Source organism: Mycobacterium sp. E796 (assembly GCF_001672815.1).
GTDB lineage: Bacteria > Actinomycetota > Actinomycetes > Mycobacteriales > Mycobacteriaceae > Mycobacterium.
This window is the reverse complement of the sequence record NZ_LZKK01000300.1, coordinates 1-19174: the sequence shown is the minus strand read 5'-3', so window position 1 is coordinate 19174 and position 19174 is coordinate 1. Positions and strand designations below refer to the sequence as shown.

Annotated in this window: 10 protein-coding genes and 1 pseudogene; all 11 read left to right on the top strand. The window is 70.2% G+C overall.

Annotated elements, in window-relative coordinates; all coding sequences use genetic code 11:
- The first annotated feature begins 62 nt into the window (after positions 1-62).
- Positions 63-1122, top strand: a pseudogene (argC, locus tag A5706_RS23195) (N-acetyl-gamma-glutamyl-phosphate reductase).
- Positions 1119-2333, top strand: coding sequence for a bifunctional glutamate N-acetyltransferase/amino-acid acetyltransferase ArgJ (gene argJ / locus A5706_RS23190; RefSeq protein ID WP_068135880.1), 1215 nt, complete (start codon positions 1119-1121; stop codon positions 2331-2333). The pseudogene argC and the gene argJ overlap by 4 nt, the downstream one beginning before the upstream one ends.
- Positions 2330-3292 carry an acetylglutamate kinase gene (gene argB, locus A5706_RS23185; protein WP_068135875.1) on the top strand — a complete coding sequence of 321 codons (963 nt, stop codon included), beginning with the start codon at positions 2330-2332 and terminating at the stop codon, positions 3290-3292. Before argJ ends, argB begins: the two co-directional genes overlap by 4 nt.
- The gene (locus tag A5706_RS23180; RefSeq protein ID WP_068135873.1) at positions 3289-4479 is read left to right on the top strand and encodes an acetylornithine transaminase; all 1191 of its coding nucleotides are present in this window, start codon (positions 3289-3291) and stop codon (positions 4477-4479) included. Before argB ends, A5706_RS23180 begins: the two co-directional genes overlap by 4 nt.
- Positions 4476-5402, top strand: a complete 927-nt coding sequence (gene argF / locus A5706_RS23175) for an ornithine carbamoyltransferase (RefSeq protein WP_068135870.1) — start codon at positions 4476-4478, stop codon at positions 5400-5402. The genes A5706_RS23180 and argF overlap by 4 nt, the downstream gene beginning before the upstream one ends.
- On the top strand, positions 5399-5893 hold the full coding sequence (locus tag A5706_RS23170) for an arginine repressor (protein ID WP_068135866.1): 495 nt from the start codon (positions 5399-5401) through the stop codon (positions 5891-5893). Before argF ends, A5706_RS23170 begins: the two co-directional genes overlap by 4 nt.
- Before the next feature lie 12 nt (positions 5894-5905).
- Positions 5906-7102 (top strand): argininosuccinate synthase, encoded by a 1197-nt coding sequence (locus A5706_RS23165; RefSeq protein ID WP_068135865.1) that lies wholly within the window; start codon positions 5906-5908, stop codon positions 7100-7102.
- Between the two features lie 103 nt (positions 7103-7205).
- On the top strand, positions 7206-8624 hold the full coding sequence (gene argH / locus A5706_RS23160; protein ID WP_068135864.1) for an argininosuccinate lyase: 1419 nt from the start codon (positions 7206-7208) through the stop codon (positions 8622-8624).
- Positions 8625-9117: 493 nt separating this feature from the next.
- A complete protein-coding gene (locus A5706_RS23155; protein ID WP_068135863.1) occupies positions 9118-10179 on the top strand; it encodes a type III polyketide synthase in 1062 nt (353 codons plus the stop codon).
- 133 nt (positions 10180-10312) lie between these two features.
- A complete protein-coding gene (locus tag A5706_RS23150) occupies positions 10313-16654 on the top strand; it encodes a type I polyketide synthase (protein WP_068135861.1) in 6342 nt (2113 codons plus the stop codon).
- Between the two features lie 15 nt (positions 16655-16669).
- Positions 16670-19174: type I polyketide synthase (locus tag A5706_RS23145; RefSeq protein ID WP_156767291.1), on the top strand; the 2505-nt coding region annotated here is incomplete at its 3' end.

Below are 19174 nucleotides of genomic sequence, written 5' to 3'. Positions count from 1 at the left end.
TCCTGGGCGCACACCGCCTCCCGCTCGACCTGTGGAATGGATTTGCAAACTACTGCATAACCATGCAGAATCGTCGAGATGGCCGACGTATTGAGGGTGGCGGTTGCCGGTGCCACCGGCTACGCAGGCGGGGAAATCCTACGGCTCCTGCTCGGGCACCCGGGCTACGCCGACGGCCGCCTCACGATCGGCGCTCTGACCGCGGCGGCTAGCGCCGGCAGCACACTGGGTGAGCACCATCCGCACCTGACGCCGTTGGCCCAGCGCGTGGTCGAGCCGACCGACGAAGGCGTCCTGAAAGACCACGACGTGGTGTTCCTGGCCCTCCCACACGGCCATTCGGCCGCCTTGGCCGAACGGCTCGGCCCGGAAACCCTGATCATCGACTGCGGCGCCGACTTCCGCCTCACCGATCCCGCCGCCTGGGAACGGTTCTACGGAACAAGCCACGCCGGCAGCTGGCCGTACGGGCTGCCGGAGCTGGCCGGCGGACGCGAGCGGCTGCGCGGCGCCCGCCGCATCGCGGTTCCCGGCTGCTACCCGACGGCGGCGCTGCTCGCGTTGGCGCCCGCGATGGCCGAGGACCTCATCGAGCCGGCGGTCACGGTCGTCGCCGTCAGCGGCACCTCGGGGGCCGGCCGCGCCGCCAAGACCGACCTGCTCGGATCGGAGGTCATCGGTTCGGCGCGTGCATACAACATCGCCGGGGCGCACCGGCACACCCCCGAAATCGCCCAGGGGCTACGGGCCCTCACCGACCGCGACGTCACCGTGTCGTTCACCCCGGTGCTGATCCCGACCTCCCGCGGCATCCTGGCCACCTGCACCGCGCGCACCCGAGCGCCGCTGTCGCAGCTGCGGGCCGCCTATGAAAAGGCTTACGACGCCGAGCCATTCGTCTACCTGATGCCCGACGGGCAGCTGCCCCGCACCGGGGCGGTGCTCGGCAGCAACGCGACCCACATCGCCGTCGCGGTGGACGAGGCCGCGCAGACGTTCGTGGCGATCGCAGCGATCGACAACCTGGTCAAGGGCACGGGCGGCGCCGCGGTGCAGTCGATGAACCTGGCGCTGGATTGGCCTGAGACCGAAGGCCTTTCGGTGGTGGGGGTGGCGCCGTGACGGAACTTGCCGCTACCGCGCGGTTGCTGCGGGAACAGGGTGTCACCGCCCCGGCAGGGTTCCGGGCGGCCGGCATCGCCGCCGGGATCAAGGCATCCGGGGCTCGCGACCTCGCGCTGGTCTTCAACGAGGGGCCCGACTATGCGGCCGCCGGAGTCTTCACCCGGAACAAGGTAAAGGCCGCACCGGTGTTGTGGACCCAGCAGGTGCTGACCACCGGACAGCTGCGGGCGGTAATCCTCAACTCCGGTGGCGCGAACGCCTGCACCGGTCCCGGCGGCTTCCAAGACACCCACGCCACCGCGGAAGCGGTCGCGGCGGCCCTGTCGGACTGGGGCACCGAGACCGGCGCCATCGAGGTGGGTGTCTGTTCCACCGGGCTGATCGGCGACCGGCTGCCGATGGACAAGGTGCTCGCGGGGGTGCGCGAGATCGTGCGCGAGATGGCCGGCGGGCTGACCGGCGGCGAGGACGCCGCCCAGGCAATCATGACCACCGACACCGTGCCCAAACAGGTTGCGCTGCACCATCCCAACAATTGGACGATCGGCGGGATGGCCAAGGGCGCGGGCATGCTGGCCCCGTCGCTGGCCACCATGCTGTGCGTGCTCACCACCGATGCGGCCGTCGACGCGGACGCGCTCGACCGCGCGCTGCGTCATGCGACCGCCCGCACCTTCGACCGTCTCGACATCGACGGCTGCTGCTCGACCAACGACACCGTGTTGCTGCTGGCCTCGGGAGCCAGCGAGATCACCCCGTCCCAGGCCGACCTCGACGAGGCGGTGCTGCGGGTCTGCGACGACCTGTGCGCGCAGCTGCAGGCCGACGCCGAGGGTGTCACCAAGCGCGTCACCGTCACCGTGACCGGTGCCGCCTCCGAGGACGACGCGCTGACGGCCGCGCGGGCGATCGCCCGCGACAGCCTGGTCAAGACGGCGGTATTCGGGTCCGACCCGAACTGGGGCCGGGTGCTCGCGGCCGTCGGCATGGCGCCGGTCACCCTCGAACCGGACCGGATCCGGGTGTCCTTCAACGGTTTTGCGGTGTGCGTCGACGGAGTCGGCGCGCCCGGCGCGCGCGAGGTCGATCTTTCCGGCGCCGACATCGACATCACCGTCGACCTCCGCGTCGGGAACGGGCGGGCCGCCGTCCGGACCACGGACCTCTCGCACGGGTACGTCGAAGAGAACTCGGCCTACAGCTCATGAGTCTCCGCGTCGAAGAATTGCCCACTCAGATCAAAGCGCAGGTGCTCGCCGAAGCCCTGCCCTGGCTCAAGCAGTTGCACGGCAAGATCGTCGTCATCAAGTACGGCGGCAACGCCATGACCGACGACACGCTGCGCCACGCCTTCGCGGCCGACATGGCGTTCCTGCGCAACTGCGGCATCCACCCCGTCGTCGTGCACGGCGGCGGACCCCAAATCACCGCCATGCTGCGCCGGCTCGGCATCGAAGGCGACTTCAAGGGCGGCTTCCGGGTCACCACCCCCGAAGTGCTCGACGTGGCGCGGATGGTGTTGTTCGGGCAGGTGGGCCGCGAGCTGGTGAACCTGATCAACGCGCACGGGCCTTATGCGGTCGGGATCACGGGCGAGGATGCGCAACTGTTCACCGCGGTGCGGCGCAGCGTCACGGTCGACGGCGTGGCCACCGACATCGGGCTGGTGGGCGACGTCGAGCTGGTCAACACCGCCGCGGTGCTGGATCTGATTGCGGCACGCCGTATTCCGGTGGTCTCTACGCTGGCGCCCGATGCCGAGGGCGTCGTCCACAACATCAACGCCGACACCGCCGCGGCGGCGCTGGCCGAAGCCCTGGGAGCCGAAAAACTGTTGATGCTCACCGATGTCGAAGGCCTATACACCAGCTGGCCGGACCGCGCGTCGTTGGTCAGCGAGATCGACACCGTCGCACTCGCGCGACTGCTGCCCACGCTAGAGACCGGCATGATCCCGAAGGTTGAGGCGTGCCTGAGGGCCGTCACCGGGGGTGTACCCAGCGCGCACGTCATCGACGGTCGGGTCGAACACTGCGTGCTGGTCGAGCTTTTCACCGATGCGGGCACCGGAACCAAGGTGGTGCGCGCCGGCGACGATGCAGAGCGCAGCGATGAGGTGGGGGCACCTCCCGCTTGCGGGGGAGAGCGGCGCAGGTGGAACGCATGACGGCCACTGAGTCTTTGAGGCAGCGGTGGGACGCCGTGATGATGCACAACTACGGCACCCCACCGGTCGCGCTCGCCAGCGGAGACGGCGCCCTCGTCACCGACGTGGACGGCAAGACCTACGTGGACCTGCTCGGCGGCATCGCGGTCAACGTCCTCGGCCATCGCCACCCGGCCGTCATCGAGGCCGTCACGCACCAGATGGCCACGCTGGGGCACACCTCCAACCTCTATGCCACCGAACCGGGCATCGCGCTGGCCGAGGAACTGGTCGCCCTGCTCGGCGCCGACACGCCGGCGCGAGTGTTCTTCTGCAACTCCGGCACCGAAGCCAACGAGGTGGCGTTCAAGATGTCGCGGCTCACGGGTCGCACCAAACTGGTTGCCGCGCAAGAGGCCTTCCACGGCCGCACGATGGGATCCTTGGCGCTGACGGGCCAGCCGAGCAAGCAGGCGCCGTTCGAACCGCTGCCCGGTTACGTCACCCACGTGCCGTACGGCGACACCGACGCCCTGGCCGCCGCGGTCGGCGACGACACCGCCGCGGTGTTCCTCGAGCCGATCATGGGGGAGAGCGGCGTCGTCGTCCCGCCCGAGGGCTACCTGGCCGCCGCGCGCGACATCACCGCGCGCCACGGCGCCCTGCTGGTCCTCGACGAGGTGCAGACCGGGATGGGCCGCACCGGAGCGTTTTTCGCCCACCAGCACGACGGCATCACCCCCGACGTGGTGACGATGGCCAAAGGGCTCGGCGGCGGGCTGCCCATCGGGGCGTGCCTGGCCGTCGGGCCGGCCGCCGAGCTGCTCACCCCCGGCCTGCACGGCAGCACCTTCGGCGGCAACCCGATCTGCACCGCGGCCGCGCTGGCGGTGCTGCGGGTGATCGCCACGGAGGATCTGGTCCGGCACGCCGACGTGCTGGGCAAGTCCGTGCGTGACGGCATCGAACGGCTCGGGCACCCGCTGATCGACCACGTGCGCGGCCGCGGATTGCTCTGGGGCATCGTGCTTTCGGCGACGGCGGCCAAGGCAACCGAGGCCGCGGCGCGGGACGCCGGATTCCTGGTCAACGCGGCGGCCCCCGACGTCATTCGGCTGGCGCCGCCGCTGATCATCACCGAGGGCCAGATCGACGGCTTCATTGCCGCTTTGCCGGGCATCCTCGATAGCGCCGGGGCGGCAACGTGATTCGGCACTTCTTGCGCGACGACGACCTGTCACCCGCCGAACAGGCCGAGGTGCTCGACCTGGCGGCCGAACTGAAGAAGGACCCGTTCGCGCGCCGCCCGCTCGACGGGCCGCGCGGGGTCGCGGTCATCTTCGACAAGAACTCCACCCGCACCCGGTTCTCGTTCGAGGTGGGCATCGCCCAGCTCGGGGGGCACGCCGTCGTCGTCGATGGCCGCAGCACGCAGCTTGGCCGCGACGAGACGCTTGGTGACACCGCGAAGGTCTTGTCCCGCTATGTCGACGCCATCGTCTGGCGGACGTTCGGGCAGGACCGGCTCGAGGCGATGGCGGCGTCCGCGTCGGTGCCCGTGGTGAATGCGCTCTCCGATGACTTCCATCCGTGTCAGGTGCTGGCCGACCTGCAGACCATCGCCGAACGCAAGGGATCGCTAAAGGGCTTGCGGCTGACGTACTTCGGCGACGGCGCCAACAACATGGCGCACTCGCTGATCCTCGGCGGGGTAACCGCCGGCATCCACGTCACCGTCGCCGCCCCCGATGGCTTCGCGCCCGACCCGGCCCTGGTGGCCGCGGGCGGGCGACGCGCCGAGGCCACCGGCGCGTCGGTCACGGTCACCGCCGACCCCGACGCGGCCGCCAAGGGTGCCGACGTCGTCGTCACCGACACCTGGACGTCGATGGGCCAGGAGAACGACGGGCTGGACCGGGTGGGCCCCTTTAGGCCGTTTCAGCTCAACGCGCGGCTCGTCGGGTTGGCCGACCCGGAAGCCGTTGTGCTGCACTGCCTTCCGGCCCACCGTGGCGAGGAGATCACCGACGAGGTGATGGACGGGCCGGCCAGCGCGGTGTGGGACGAGGCGGAAAACCGTCTGCACGCCCAGAAGGCGCTGCTGGTGTGGCTGCTGGAGCAATCACGATGACCCGCTCGAAGACCAGTCCCGAGACCACCCGCGCCGGCAGGCAGGCCCGCATCGTGGCGATCCTGTCGTCGGAGCCGATCAGCAGCCAAAGCGAACTGGCGGCCCGGCTGGCCGGCGAGGGCATTGAGGTCACCCAGGCCACGCTGTCGCGCGATCTGGAGGAGCTGGGTGCGGTCAAGCTGCGCGGCGCCGACGGCGGCGTCGGCGTCTACATCGTTCCCGAGGACGGCAGCCCGGTGCGCGGGGTGGCCGGCGGCACCGACCGGATGTCGCGCCTGCTCGGCGAGCTGCTGGTGTCGACCGACGCGAGCGGTAACCTCGCGGTGCTGCGCACCCCACCGGGCGCGGCGCACTATCTGGCCAGTGCGATCGACCGCGCGGCCCTACCGTACGTAGTCGGCACCGTGGCCGGTGATGACACCATCCTGGTGGTTGCGCGCGAACCGATGACGGGCGCGGAACTCGCCGCGATGCTGGAGAAGCTCAAGTAAGGAGATAAGTCAATGTCAGAACGCGTCATCCTGGCGTATTCCGGCGGGCTGGACACTTCGGTGGCGATCAGCTGGATCGGCAAGGAGACCGGCCGCGAGGTGGTCGCGGTCGCGATCAACCTCGGCCAGGGCGGCGAGGACATGGAAGTGGTCCGCCAGCGGGCCCTGGACTGCGGCGCGGTCGAGGCCGTCGTCGTGGACGCCCGCGACGAGTTCGCCGAGGGCTACTGCCTCCCGACGGTGCTCAACAACGCGCTGTACATGGACCGTTACCCGCTGGTGTCGGCGATCAGCCGGCCGCTGATCGTCAAGCACCTGGTCGCGGCGGCCCGTGAGCACGGCGGCACCATCGTCGCGCACGGCTGCACCGGCAAGGGCAACGACCAGGTCCGCTTCGAAGTGGGATTCGGTTCGCTGGCACCGGATTTGGAGGTGCTCGCGCCGGTCCGCGACTACGCCTGGACGCGGGAGAAGGCGATCGCGTTCGCCGAGGAGAACGCCATCCCGATCAACGTCACCAAGCGCTCGCCGTTCTCGATCGACCAGAACGTGTGGGGCCGCGCGGTGGAAACCGGCTTCCTGGAACACCTTTGGAACGCGCCTACCAAGGATGTCTACTCCTACACCGAGGACCCGACGCTGAACTGGAGCACGCCCGACGAGGTGATCGTCGGGTTCGAGCGCGGGGTGCCGGTGTCCATCGACGGCAAACGGGTGTCGATGCTGCAGGCCATCGAGGAACTCAATCGGCGCGCCGGTGGCCAGGGCGTCGGGCGCCTCGACGTCGTCGAGGACCGGCTGGTGGGGATCAAGAGCCGCGAAATCTACGAGGCGCCAGGCGCGATGGTGCTGATCACCGCGCACACCGAACTCGAACACGTCACGCTGGAGCGCGAACTGGGCCGGTTCAAGCGCCACACCGACCAGCGCTGGGCCGAGCTGGTGTACGACGGGCTCTGGTACTCGCCGCTGAAGGACGCGCTGGAGAGCTTCGTCGCCAAGACCCAGGAGCACGTGACCGGCGAGGTGCGAATGGTGTTGCACGGCGGCCACATTGCGGTCAACGGCCGGCGCAGTTCCGAATCGCTGTACGACTTCAACCTTGCCACCTACGACGAGGGCGACAGCTTCGACCAGTCGGCGGCGAAGGGCTTCGTCTACGTGCACGGGTTGTCGTCGAAGATCGCGTCCCGCCGGGACATGCAGTGAGCTTCCTCCAACAGTGTTCGCCGGGCCCTGCCCGGCCACCAGACGCAAAAGCCCCCGACACGCCGGGCGCAATGGGGCTTTTGCGTCTGCTCGCGGAGACGAGGTGAGCACTCGCGAGGGGTCGCTGTGGGGCGGGCGGTTCGCCGACGGGCCGTCGGACGCGCTGGCCGCGCTGAGCAAGTCCACGCACTTCGACTGGGTGCTGGCGCCTTACGACATCGTGGCCTCTCGGGCGCACACGGTGATCCTGTTCCGGGCGGGGCTCCTCGATGAGGAGCAGCGCGATGGGTTGCTGGCCGGCCTGGACAGCCTCGCCGAGGACGTGGCCGACGGCAGCTTCACGCCGTTGGTGACCGACGAGGACGTCCACGCCGCGCTCGAGCGCGGGCTGATCGACCGGGTCGGGCCCGACCTCGGCGGCCGGTTGCGCGCCGGGCGATCGCGAAATGACCAGGTGGCCACGCTCTTTCGGATGTGGCTGCGGGACGCGGCCCAACGGGTCGCCGATGGGGCGCTCGAGGTCGTTGCCGCACTGGCCGCCCAGGCCGCCGCGCACCCGGACGCGATCATGCCCGGCAAGACCCACCTGCAGTCCGCCCAGCCGATCCTGCTGGCCCACCATCTGCTCGCGCACGCCCAGCCGTTGCTGCGCGACGTGGACCGGATCGTCGACTTCGACCGTCGCGCGGCGATCTCCCCGTATGGCTCGGGCGCGCTCGCCGGGTCGTCGCTGGGCCTGGACCCGGACGCGATCGCCGCGGAGCTGGGCTTCGCCGCCGCCGCCGACAACTCCGTCGACGCGACCGCGGCGAGGGATTTCGCCGCTGAGGCCGCGTTCGTCTTCGCCATGATCGGCGTCGACCTGTCCCGGCTGGCGGAGGACATCATCATCTGGAGCTCGACGGAATTCGGCTACGTCACCCTGCACGATTCGTGGTCCACCGGCAGCTCGATCATGCCGCAAAAGAAGAACCCGGACATCGCCGAGCTGGCCCGCGGCAAGGCCGGGCGGCTGATCGGCAACCTGGCCGGCTTGCTGGCGACGTTGAAGGCGCAGCCGCTGGCCTACAACCGGGACCTGCAGGAAGACAAGGAGCCGGTGTTCGATGCGGTGGCGCAGCTGGAGCTGCTGCTGCCGGCGATGGCCGGACTGGTGGCCAGCCTGACGTTCGACGTCGAGCGGATGGCCGCCCTGGCACCGGCCGGCTACACGCTGGCCACCGATATCGCGGAATGGCTCGTTCGCCAGGGCGTTCCTTTCCGGTCCGCGCACGAGGCGGCCGGGGCGGCCGTGCGCACCGCGGAGGGACGCGGGGTCGGGCTCGACGAGCTGACCGACGACGAACTGGCCGCCATCAGCCCCGAGCTGACCCCGGAGGTCCGCGACGTGCTGACCATCGAGGGGTCGGTGGCCTCGCGGGATTCCAGGGGTGGCACCGCACCCAACCGGGTCGCCGAGCAGCTCGATGCCGTGCTGGCACGGTGCGCCGAACTCAAGGACCGCCTAAGCGCGGAGCGATAGCCGGGAATCGTCGAACGGACGCGGACCAATTCCTCAGCCGCTGCCGAGGAATTCGGACCATTGAATACAAATGCCATCGGCTTGTTTGCCCGGCAATACAGCCGGTCGGCTTGCGATGCCGATAAAGCTCTTTCGCGTCGAATGGCAGCGTTGCGTCGTATTCCCCGTGTGGTTTGGTGGGTTTCGGTTGTTGTTTCCGGGGCTAATCAGGGTGGCGGCGCCAGGCCGTCGGTATATTGACGCGGCGGCAAATTAATGCGACGGGGAATGCGTTGGGACTTTCCCGAGTCGCTCGACCGGCGTTGCGCCTCCGCGCCGCCCCCGTGGCGCCGTCGCCCACTTCATGTCGGCTTGTCGCCAATGGCTCCAGCTAACGCCGCAGGTCCGCGGCCCATTTCTGCCTTACTTATGAAACCCGGCTAAGCTTTCAGCTCGAAAAGCGATCTGGCTGAACCTATCGGCCTAGTTACACGTCTCCAAAAGGGTGGGACCAATGAGCGTCATCGCAGGAGTCTTCGGCGCCCTGCCGCCTCACCGCTATTCGCAGCGAGAGCTGACCGAGTTCTTTATCAGCATCCCCGAGTTTGCCGAATACGAGGACCTCGTTCGCCAGCTGCACGCCAGCTCCAAGGTCAACGGCCGCCACCTGGTTTTGCCGCTGGAGAAATACCCGACGCTGACCGACTTCAGCGTGGCCAACCGGGTCTTCATCGAGCACGCGGTGGATCTGGGCTGCGAGGCGCTGTCGGGCGCTCTCGAGGAGGCGGGGCTGCAGCCGCAGGACCTCGACGTGCTGATCACCACGACGGTCACCGGGATCGCGGTGCCGTCGCTGGACGCTCGCATCGCCGGGCGGCTCGGCCTGCGTCCCGATGTGCGCCGGGTTCCGCTGTTCGGGTTGGGTTGCGTTGCCGGCGCCGCGGGGGTCGCCCGCATGAACGACTACCTGCGGGGCGCGCCGGACGGCGTCGCGGCCCTCGTCTCGGTGGAGCTTTGCTCGATGACGTACCCGGGCTACAAGCCGACGGTGGCCGGCCTGGTCGGCAGCGCGCTGTTCGCTGACGGGGCGGGCTCGGTGGTGGCTGTCGGGGAGCGCCGCGCCGAGCATATCGGTGCCGTCGGTCCCGACATCGTTGACTCCCGCAGTCACCTCTACCCCGACTCGCTACGCACGATGGGTTACGACGTCGGCGCCACCGGCTTCGAGCTGGTCTTGTCGAAGGATGTGGCCGGCGTTGTCGAGCAGTACCTGTACGACGACGTCACCGGCTTCCTCGGAGCTCATGGCCTGACGACGACGGACGTGGGCGCGTGGGTCAGTCATCCCGGCGGTCCCAAGGTCATCGAGGCGATCGTCAAGACCCTCGACCTGCCGCCGGAGGCCCTGGAGCTGACCTGGCGTTCGCTCGGCGAGATCGGCAACCTCTCGTCCGCGTCGGTGCTGCACGTGCTGCGCGACACCCTGGCCAAGCCGCCGCCCAGCGACAGCCCCGGGCTGATGATCGCGATGGGTCCCGGATTCTGTTCTGAGCTCGTGCTCCTGCGCTGGCATTGAGTCCACGAGTGGCGCGACCCCTGGCGCCCGCAGTTGACGAGATCGGCAGACGGCACGAGCGGCCGTTGAGAGAATATGGCGATGATCGTCGCGCGGCTTGGCGCCGATTGAGTAACCCGGGAGGCCGGGGCTCATGAGCAGCACTCACGAAGAGCTCGTGAGGGCCCTGCGCGCGTCGCTGAAACAAAACGAGCAGCTCAAGCGCGAGAACCGCGAATATCTGGCCCAGGCGACCGAGCCGGTGGCGATCGTCGGGATGGGTTGCCGCTATCCGGGCGGGGTCGATTCGCCCGAGGGTCTGTGGGCGATGGTCGCCGAGGGTCGCGACGTGGTGTCGGACTTCCCGGACGACCGGGGCTGGGACCTGGCGGACCTGTTCGACGCCGACGCCGACGCGGTCGGCAAGTCGTATTCGAGGCAGGGCGGGTTCCTCGCGGACGTCGCCGGTTTCGACGCCGCCTTCTTCGGGATCGCGCCCAGCGAGGCCCTGGCGATGGATCCGCAGCAGCGGTTGTTGCTGGAAATCTCGTGGGAGGCGCTGGAGCGCGCCGGGATCGACCCCCTGGGCTTGCGGGGTTCGGCGACCGGGGTGTTCGCCGGCGTCTTCCATGGTTCGTACGGCGGCGCGGGCCGGGTGCCGGGAGAGCTGGAGCGCTACGGGATGCGCGGCACGACGCTGAGCGTGGCGTCGGGCCGGGTGGCGTACGCCCTGGGGCTGGAGGGCCCGGCGGTGTCGGTGGATACCGCGTGCTCGTCGTCGTTGGTGGCGATGCATCTGGCGGCGCAGTCGCTGCGGTCGGGGGAGTGCGATCTCGCGCTGGCCGGCGGCGTGACCGTGATGGCGACCCCGGCGATGTTCGTCGACTTCAGCCGGCAGCGGGCGCTGTCGGCTGATGGTCGGTGCAAGGCCTACGCGGGCGCCGCCGACGGGACCGGGTTCTCCGAGGGCGCCGGCATGCTGGTGCTGGAGCGGCTGAGCGATGCCCGGCGGTTGGGGCATTCGGTGCTGGCGGTGCTGCGGGGTTCGGCGGTCAACCAAGACGGCGCCTCGAACGGGCTGGCGACGCCGAACGGGCCGTCGCAGCAGCGGGTGATCCGAGCGGCGTTGGCCAGCGCGCGCCTCGAGGCGGCCGACGTCGACGTCGTGGAGGGGCACGGCACCGGCACGATGCTGGGGGATCCGATTGAGGCCCAAGCGATTTTGGCGACCTATGGGCAGAATAGGGCAGAACCCGGAAAGCCCCTGTGGTTGGGCTCGATCAAATCGAACATGGGCCACACCTCGGCCGGCGCGGGCGCGGCCGGGGTGATCAAGATGGTCCAGGCGATGCGCCACGGCGTGATGCCGCAGACGTTGCACGTGGATGTGCCGTCGCCGCATGTGGATTGGTCGGCGGGGGCGGTGTCGTTGTTGACCGAGCCGCGGCCCTGGCCGGCGGGGGATCGTCCGCGCCGGGCGGGGGTGTCGTCGTTTGGGATCAGCGGGACCAACGCGCACGTGATCGTCGAGGAGGCACCCGCCGAGCCGGAACCGGTTGTGGCCCAACGCGATGAGCCGCCGTCGGTGCCGTGGGTGGTGTCGGCTCGCTCCGAGCGCGCGCTGGCCGAGCAGGCGGCCCGGCTGGCGGCCTGGGTCGGGGAGCGCGAGGGTTTGAGCGCCGCCGATGTCGGGTGGTCGCTGGCCAGCAGCCGCTCGACGTTCGAGCATCGTGCCGTCGTGGTCGGTCCCGACCGCGAGGCGCTGCTGGCCGGCCTGTCCGGGGTGGCATCCGGTTCGCCCGGCGCGGGCGCGGTGGTGGGCCGGGCCGGCGCGGCAGGCAAGACGGCGTTCGTGTTCCCCGGGCAGGGCTCACAGTGGGCCGGCATGGGGGCCCAATTACTCGATGAGTCAACGGTATTCGCCGACCACATGCGCCGGTGCGACAAGGCGCTCGGCGAGCACGTCCAGTGGTCGTTGCTCGACGTCATCCGCGCGGCGCCGGACGCGCCGGGGCTGGATCGGGTGGACGTGGTGCAGCCGGCGCTGTGGGCGGTCATGGTGTCGCTCGCCGAGTCGTGGCGGTCGATGGGCGTCGTCCCCGACGCGGTGATCGGCCACTCGCAGGGCGAGATCGCTGCGGCGTGCGTGGCGGGGGCGCTGTCACTGGAGGACGGCGCGCGGGTCGTGGCGCTGCGCAGCCTGCTCCTACTGCAGTTGTCGGGTGAGGGGGGCATGGCCTCCCTGGCGTGCGGCCTACCGCAGGCACGGGAGTTGGCGGCGCACTGGGGTGATCGGCTGAATATCGCCGCGGTGAACGGGGTTTCGGCGGTCGTCGTGTCGGGCGATGTCGAGGCGCTGGAAGGGCTGATCCGGCACTGCGAGGCCGATAACGTTCGGGCCCGCCGGATCGACGTCGACTACGCGTCGCACTCGACGCAGGTAGACGCGATCCGCGAACCCCTGATTCAGGCGCTGGCGGACATCGAGCCCCGGTCGTCCTCGACGGCGTTCTACTCGACCGTCACCGGCGAGATCATGGACACGGCGGGCCTGGATGCCGAGTACTGGTTCCGAAACATCCGTGAGACGGTGGAATTCGAGCGAGCGGTACGGGGCGCACGCGAGGCCGGGTACCGGATGTTCGTCGAATGCAGCCCGCACCCGGTATTGATCGCGGGCATCGAAGAGACGCTCGGCGCGGTGAATTCCGTAGAAGACGCGATCGTCGTCCCGTCGCTGGGCCGCGACGACGGCGGCCTCGACCGGTTCTGGCTCTCCGTCGGGCAAGCGCACGTGGCCGGGGCCGAGGTCGATTGGCGGGCGGCGTTTGCCGGCGGCGACGCGCGGCGTGTCGAGCTGCCGACGTATGCGTTTCAGCGACAGCGGTTTTGGTTGCCCGCCCAGTTCATGGGTTCGGGCGACGTGGGTCGGTTGGGGTTGGCCGCGGCCGAGCACGGCTTGTTGGGTGCGGTGGTGCAGCGACCCGATTCGGGCGGCGTGGTGCTGACGGGTCGGCTATCCCCGGCCGCGCAGCCCTGGCTGGCCGACCACCAGGTAAGCGGGGTGACGCTGTTCCCGGGAACCGGTTTTGTGGAACTGGCCTCCCGGGCCGGTGACGAGGTCGGCTGTCCGGTGATCGAGGAGCTGACGCTGTCGGCCCCGTTGGTGCTGCCCGCGGACGGCTCGGCGCAGATTCAGGTGGTCGTCGGCGGGGCAGACGCGGCGGGTTCGCGGCCGGTGGCGGTGTATTCCTCTGGCGCGCAGCCGGATTCGGAGTGGGCGTTGAACGCCGAGGGCCTGCTGGGGGGTCGCTCGGCCGCGCCGGGCGCGGATTTGTCAGCCTGGCCGCCCGTGGGCGCGGAGCCGGTCGACGTGAGCGACGCCTATCGGCGCCTGGCGGCACGGGGATACGAATACGGTGCGGCCTTTCGAGGATTGCGGGCCATGTGGCGGCGCGGCGACGAGATCTTCGCCGAGGTCGCGGTTTCACCAGAGGCCGGTGTCACGGTTGACGGGTTCGGGATTCATCCCGCCTTGCTGGACGCCGCGCTGCACGCGCTGGGCCTGACCGATGCGGACGCCTCGACGGTGCTGCCGTTTTCCTGGCAGCGGGTGAGCCTGCACGCGGCGGGGGCATCGCGGGCGCGGGTGCGGATCACCCCGGCGGGCGCCGGGGCGGTGTCCATCGAGTTGGCCGATGCGATGGGCCTTCCCGTGTTGTCGGTAGGACGCCTCGACCTACGGCCGATGTCGGCGGGCCAGCTGTCAGCGGCGGTGCCGGGCGTCGGCGGGCTGCTCGAGGTCGCCTGGTCACCAACGCCGTTGGGCGACAGCGGTGTTGGCGATGGCGTGGTGGTGTGGGAGCCGGGCACGGGCCCGGATGTGGTGCGCGCAACGCACGAGGCCGTTCACGAGGCATTGGGAGTGTTGCAGTCCTGGCTGGCCGGCGACGGGCGCGGGGTGCTGGTGGTGCAGACCCGCGGCGCCGTCGCGCTCCCCGGCGAGGACGTCACGGATCTGGCCGGCGCCGCGGTGTGGGGACTGGTCCGCTCCGCCCAGGCCGAGCATCCCGACCGGGTGGTGCTGGTCGATTCGGATGGATCGCTGGACACGAGCGCGGTAATCGGTTGCCGCGAACCACAATTGGCGATCCGGGCCGGGGTCGCGTATGCCGCCCGGCTGGCGCCGGTGCCGCCCGACGCGGCGTTTGCGCTGCCGCAGGGGAATTGGCGGTTGGACGCCGGCGGGGGTGGGACGCTGGAGGACCTGGTCGTGCGCCCGAGCCCGCCGGTGGAACTGGCCGCCGGCCAGGTGCGCGTGGCGGTAGCCGCCGTCGGGGTGAACTTCCGGGATGTGCTGGTGGCACTGGGGATGTACCCCGGCGGCGGCCAGCTGGGCGCCGAGGGCGTCGGCGTGATCGCCGAAGTCGGCCCCGGTGTGTCCGGGCTGGCGGTCGGTGACCGCGTGATGGGGCTGCTCGGGGTCGTGGGCTCCGAAGCGGTGGTCGATGCGCGGTTGGTGACCGCCGTCCCGGTGCAGTGGTCGACGCTCGAGGCCGCGGGCGTGCCGGTGGTGTTCTTGACGGCGTTGTACGGCCTGTCGGTGCTGGCCGGGCTGCGGGCCGGACAGCGGGTGCTGATCCACGCCGCCACGGGCGGGGTCGGCATGGCCGCGGTCCAGCTGGCGCGGCATTGGGGGGCCGAGGTCTTCGCCACCGCCAGCCGGGGCAAGTGGGAAACGTTGCGCGCGATGGGTTTCGACGACGACCACATCGGCGACTCGCGGACAACAGCGTTCGAGCAACAGTTCCTCGCGGCAAGCGGGGGCCGCGGGGTGGACGTCGTGCTGGACTCGCTGGCCGGGGAGTTCGTGGACGCCTCGTTGCGGTTGCTGGTCGACGGAGGGCACTTCGTCGAGATGGGCAAGACCGACCTGCGCGACCCCGACGAGGTCGCCGCGCAGCATCCGGGCGTGCGCTATCAGGCCTTCGACCTGACCGAGGTCAGCCCCGATCGCATCGCGGCCATGCTGGGCCAGCTGACGGATCTGTTCAAAGAGGGCGTCCTGAAGCCGCTGCCGACAAGGGCTTTCGACGTGCGCCGCGCCGCCGAGACGTATCGGTTCGTCAGCCAGGCCCGCCACGTCGGCAAGATCGTGCTGACGCTGTCGTCGGGGCTTTCCGGGGGCACCGCGCTGATCACCGGCGGAACCGGGATGGCCGGTTCGGCGCTGGCGCGTCACCTTGTCGCCCAGTACGGGGTGGCCCACGTCGTACTGGCCAGCAGGAGCGGTGGCGACGAACGAACCGCCGAGCTGGAGGCCGGGTTACGGTCGGCCGGGGCCGGTGTGTCCGTGGTGTCCTGCGATGTGGCCGACCGGGACGCGGCCGCGGCGCTGTTGGCGCGGGTGCCCGCCGAGTATCCGTTGCGCGGGGTGTTTCATGCGGCGGGGACGCTGGACGACGGGTTGATCGCGTCGTTGACGCCCGAGCGGGTGGATGCGGTGTTGCGCGCCAAGGTCGATGGCGCCTGGAACCTGCACGAGCTGACCGCGGGCCTGGACCTGTCCGCGTTCGTGCTGTTTTCGTCGATGGCGGGGATCGTCGGCACCCCCGGTCAGGGCAATTACGCCGCGGCCAACAGCTTCTTGGACGCGCTCGCCGCCCATCGCCACGCAAATGGTTTGCCCGGCTTGTCGGTGGCCTGGGGCCTGTGGGAGCAGGCTTCGGCGATGACCGCGCACCTGGGCGACACGGACAAGGACCGCATGAGCAGGCTGGGCCTCGCGCCGTTGTCGACCACCGAGGCCCTCCAGCGTCTGGACGCCGCCATGGTGGGCGAGCGGCCCGTCGTGGTGGCCACGTCCCTGGACCGGATCGCGCTGTCGCACAACGCCGCCGCGCTACCGCCCCTGCTGCACGGTTTGGCCACCCGCCCCGCGCGCCGCGTCATCGACGACGCTCCCGTGACCGCCTCGACGACGGGGCTGACCGCGCGGCTGCGGGAACTGGCCCCCGACCAGCGCCACCGCGAGCTCGTCGAGTTGGTGCGCAGCAACGCCGCCACGGTGCTGGGACGAACCGACGTGGCGGACATCAACGCCGAACGGGCGTTCCAGGAACTGGGTTTCGACTCGCTGACGGCGGTCGAACTGCGCAACCGGCTGAAAACCGCCACCGGGCTCACCCTTTCGCCAACGATCATTTTCGACCATCCCACGCCCATAGCGCTGGGCGAATACCTGGACACCCGCCTCGCGGTCGGGACCGAGAAGCCCGACCCGGCGGCCCGCGCCAACGACATCGCCGCAGAGCTACAAGCGCTCCTGAATCGAACCGACTGGAACCCGGAAGACAAGGCGCACCTGACCATCCGGCTGCAAAACCTGCTGACCACCCTCAGCGGCGCCCACCTCGACGACACCGACGACGCAGACATCCACACCGCGACCGAAAGCCAACTGTTCGCCATCCTCGACGAAGAGCTGGGCTCATAACTTAAGGAGCACGCGGTGCCGGGCACCGAAAAGCATCTCGATTACCTCAAGCGCCTCACCGCCGATCTCAGGCGGACGCGCCGGCGCGTCCTGGAGTTGGAGGGCAAGCAGTCGGAGCCGGTGGCGGTGGTGGGGATGGCCTGCCGCTACGCGGGCGGGGTGGATTCGCCGGAAGCGTTGTGGGACATGGTGGTCGAAGGCCGCGACGCGGTGTCGGATTTTCCGACCGACCGGGGCTGGGACGTCGACGGGTTGTTCGATCCGGATCCCGATGCCAAGGGCAAGATGTACACGCGCCGCGGGTGCTTCCTGCGCGACGCCGGCGACTTCGACGCGGGATTCTTCGGCATCGGCCCGAGCGAGGCCCTGGCGATGGATCCCCAGCAACGCTTGATGCTGGAGCTCTCCTGGGAGGCGTTGGAGCGGGCGGGGATTGACCCGCTCACGCTGCGCGGCTCGGCCACCGGGGTGTTCGCCGGAGTCATCCACGCCGGCTACGGCGGCGAGGTGAAGGGCGAGCTGGAGGGCTACGGGCTCACCGGCTCGACCCTGAGCGTGACCTCCGGCCGGGTGGCATACGTGCTGGGATTGGAAGGCCCGGCGGTCTCGGTGGATACCGCGTGCTCGTCGTCGTTGGTGGCCATGCACCTGGCGGCGCAGTCACTGCGCTCGGGGGAGTCCGAGCTGGCCCTGGCCGGCGGCGTGACCGTGATGGCGACCCCGGCCGCCTTCGTGGAATTCAGTCGGCAACGGGCGCTGGCGCCCGACGGCCGGTGCAAGGTGTATGCCGGCGCCGCCGACGGCACCGCGTGGTCGGAGGGCGCGGGCGTGCTGGTGCTGGAGCGGCTGAGCGACGCCCGCCGCCTGGGGCATCCGGTGCTGGCGGTGCTGCGCGGCTCGGCGGTCAACCAGGACGGCGCCTCCAATGGTTTGACCGCACCCAATGGTCCGTCCCAGCAGCGGGTGATCCGCGCGGCGCTCGCCAACGCCGGCCTGAGCGCGGCCGACGTCGACGTGGTCGAGGGACACGGGACCGGGACGGTGCTCGGGGATCCCATTGAGGCCCAGGCACTTCTGGCGACCTACGGCCAAGACCGCGTAGAGCCCCTCTGGCTCGGATCGATCAAATCCAATATCGGCCATACTTCCGCCGGCGCCGGGGTGGCCGGGGTGATCAAGATGATCCAGGCGATGCGCCACGGGGTAATGCCGCAGACGTTGCATGTGGATGTGCCGTCGCCGCATGTGGATTGGTCGGCGGGGGCGGTGTCGTTGTTGACCGAGCCGCGGCCCTGGCCCGCGGGGGATCGTCCGCGCCGGGCGGGGGTGTCGTCGTTCGGGATCAGCGGGACCAACGCCCACGTGATCGTCGAGGATCCACCGGCGTTGGAAGGCGTTGCGGTTGAGCGGGATGAGCCCCGCCAGGCCGTCGTGGCGCCGTGGGTGCTGTCGGCCCGTTCGCCCGAAGCGCTGAGCGCGTACGCGAAGCGGCTGCTGGCGCTGGTGAGCGCCGACGAGGGCCTCAGCGTCATCGATGTCGGGTGGTCGTTGGCCACCACGCGCTCCGCCTTCGATCATCGCGCCGTGGTGGTGGGCGACGACCGCGAGGCGATGCAACTGAGTTTGGTGCAGCTGGCCGCCGGCGACCCGGGCCCCGACACGGTCGTCGGACGGGCGCGGGCAGCGGGCAAGACCGTGTGGCTGTTCCCCGGTCAGGGGTCGCAGCGGCTGGGGATGGGTGCGGCGCTGTACCGGCGCTTCCCGGAGTTCGCCCGCGCCTTCGACGAGGCCGCGCAGGCCCTGGACGAACACCTGCGGTTGCCGCTGCGCCAGGTGATGTGGGGAGATGACCCGAACCTGTTGGAAAGCACGGAGTTTGCGCAGCCGGCACTGTTCGCGGTCGAGGTCGCGCTGGCCGCGCTGTGGCGGTCCTGGGGTGTGCAGCCCGATGTGGTGATCGGCCATAGCGTCGGTGAGATCGCGGCCGCCCACATCGCCGGGGTGCTGTCCTTGGCCGACGCGGCCAAACTGGTGGCCGCGCGGGGCCGCCTGATGGGTGCGCTGCCCGCCGGTGGCGTGATGGTCGCCGTGGCCGCCAGTGAGGCCGATGTGGCGCCGTTGTTGACCGAGAGTGTCAGCCTGGCGGCGGTCAATGGGCCCAGCGCCGTGGTGATTTCAGGCGAGGCGGCCGCGGTGGACGCGGTGGCCGACCGGTTGGCGGAGCAGGGCCGGCGGATACATCGATTGGCGGTCTCGCATGCGTTCCACTCACCGCTGATGGAACCCATGATCGAGCGGTTCGCGGAGGTGGCCGGCCAGATAGCGCCGGCCGAACCGCGGATTGCGTTGATATCCAACGTGACCGGCCAGGCGGCCGGGCCAGGGTACGGCTCCCCGCAGTATTGGGTCGAGCAGGTCCGCGCGCCGGTGCGCTTCGCCGACGGCATCCAACTGGCCGAGACGCTCGGGGCCGGGGTGTTCGTCGAAGTGGGCCCCGGTAAGGCGCTGACGGCCGCGGTG

Excerpts from the sequence above, each read along its gene's own strand:
- argB (WP_068135875.1), top strand. The coding sequence starts at position 2,330 with ATGAGTCTCCGCGTCGAAGAATTGCCCACTCAGATCAAAGCGCAGGTG.
- A5706_RS23180 (WP_068135873.1), top strand. The coding sequence starts at position 3,289 with ATGACGGCCACTGAGTCTTTGAGGCAGCGGTGGGACGCCGTGATGATG.
- A5706_RS23170 (WP_068135866.1), top strand. The coding sequence starts at position 5,399 with ATGACCCGCTCGAAGACCAGTCCCGAGACCACCCGCGCCGGCAGGCAG.
- A5706_RS23165 (WP_068135865.1), top strand. The coding sequence starts at position 5,906 with ATGTCAGAACGCGTCATCCTGGCGTATTCCGGCGGGCTGGACACTTCG.
- A5706_RS23155 (WP_068135863.1), top strand. The coding sequence starts at position 9,118 with ATGAGCGTCATCGCAGGAGTCTTCGGCGCCCTGCCGCCTCACCGCTAT.
- A5706_RS23150 (WP_068135861.1), top strand. The coding sequence starts at position 10,313 with ATGAGCAGCACTCACGAAGAGCTCGTGAGGGCCCTGCGCGCGTCGCTG.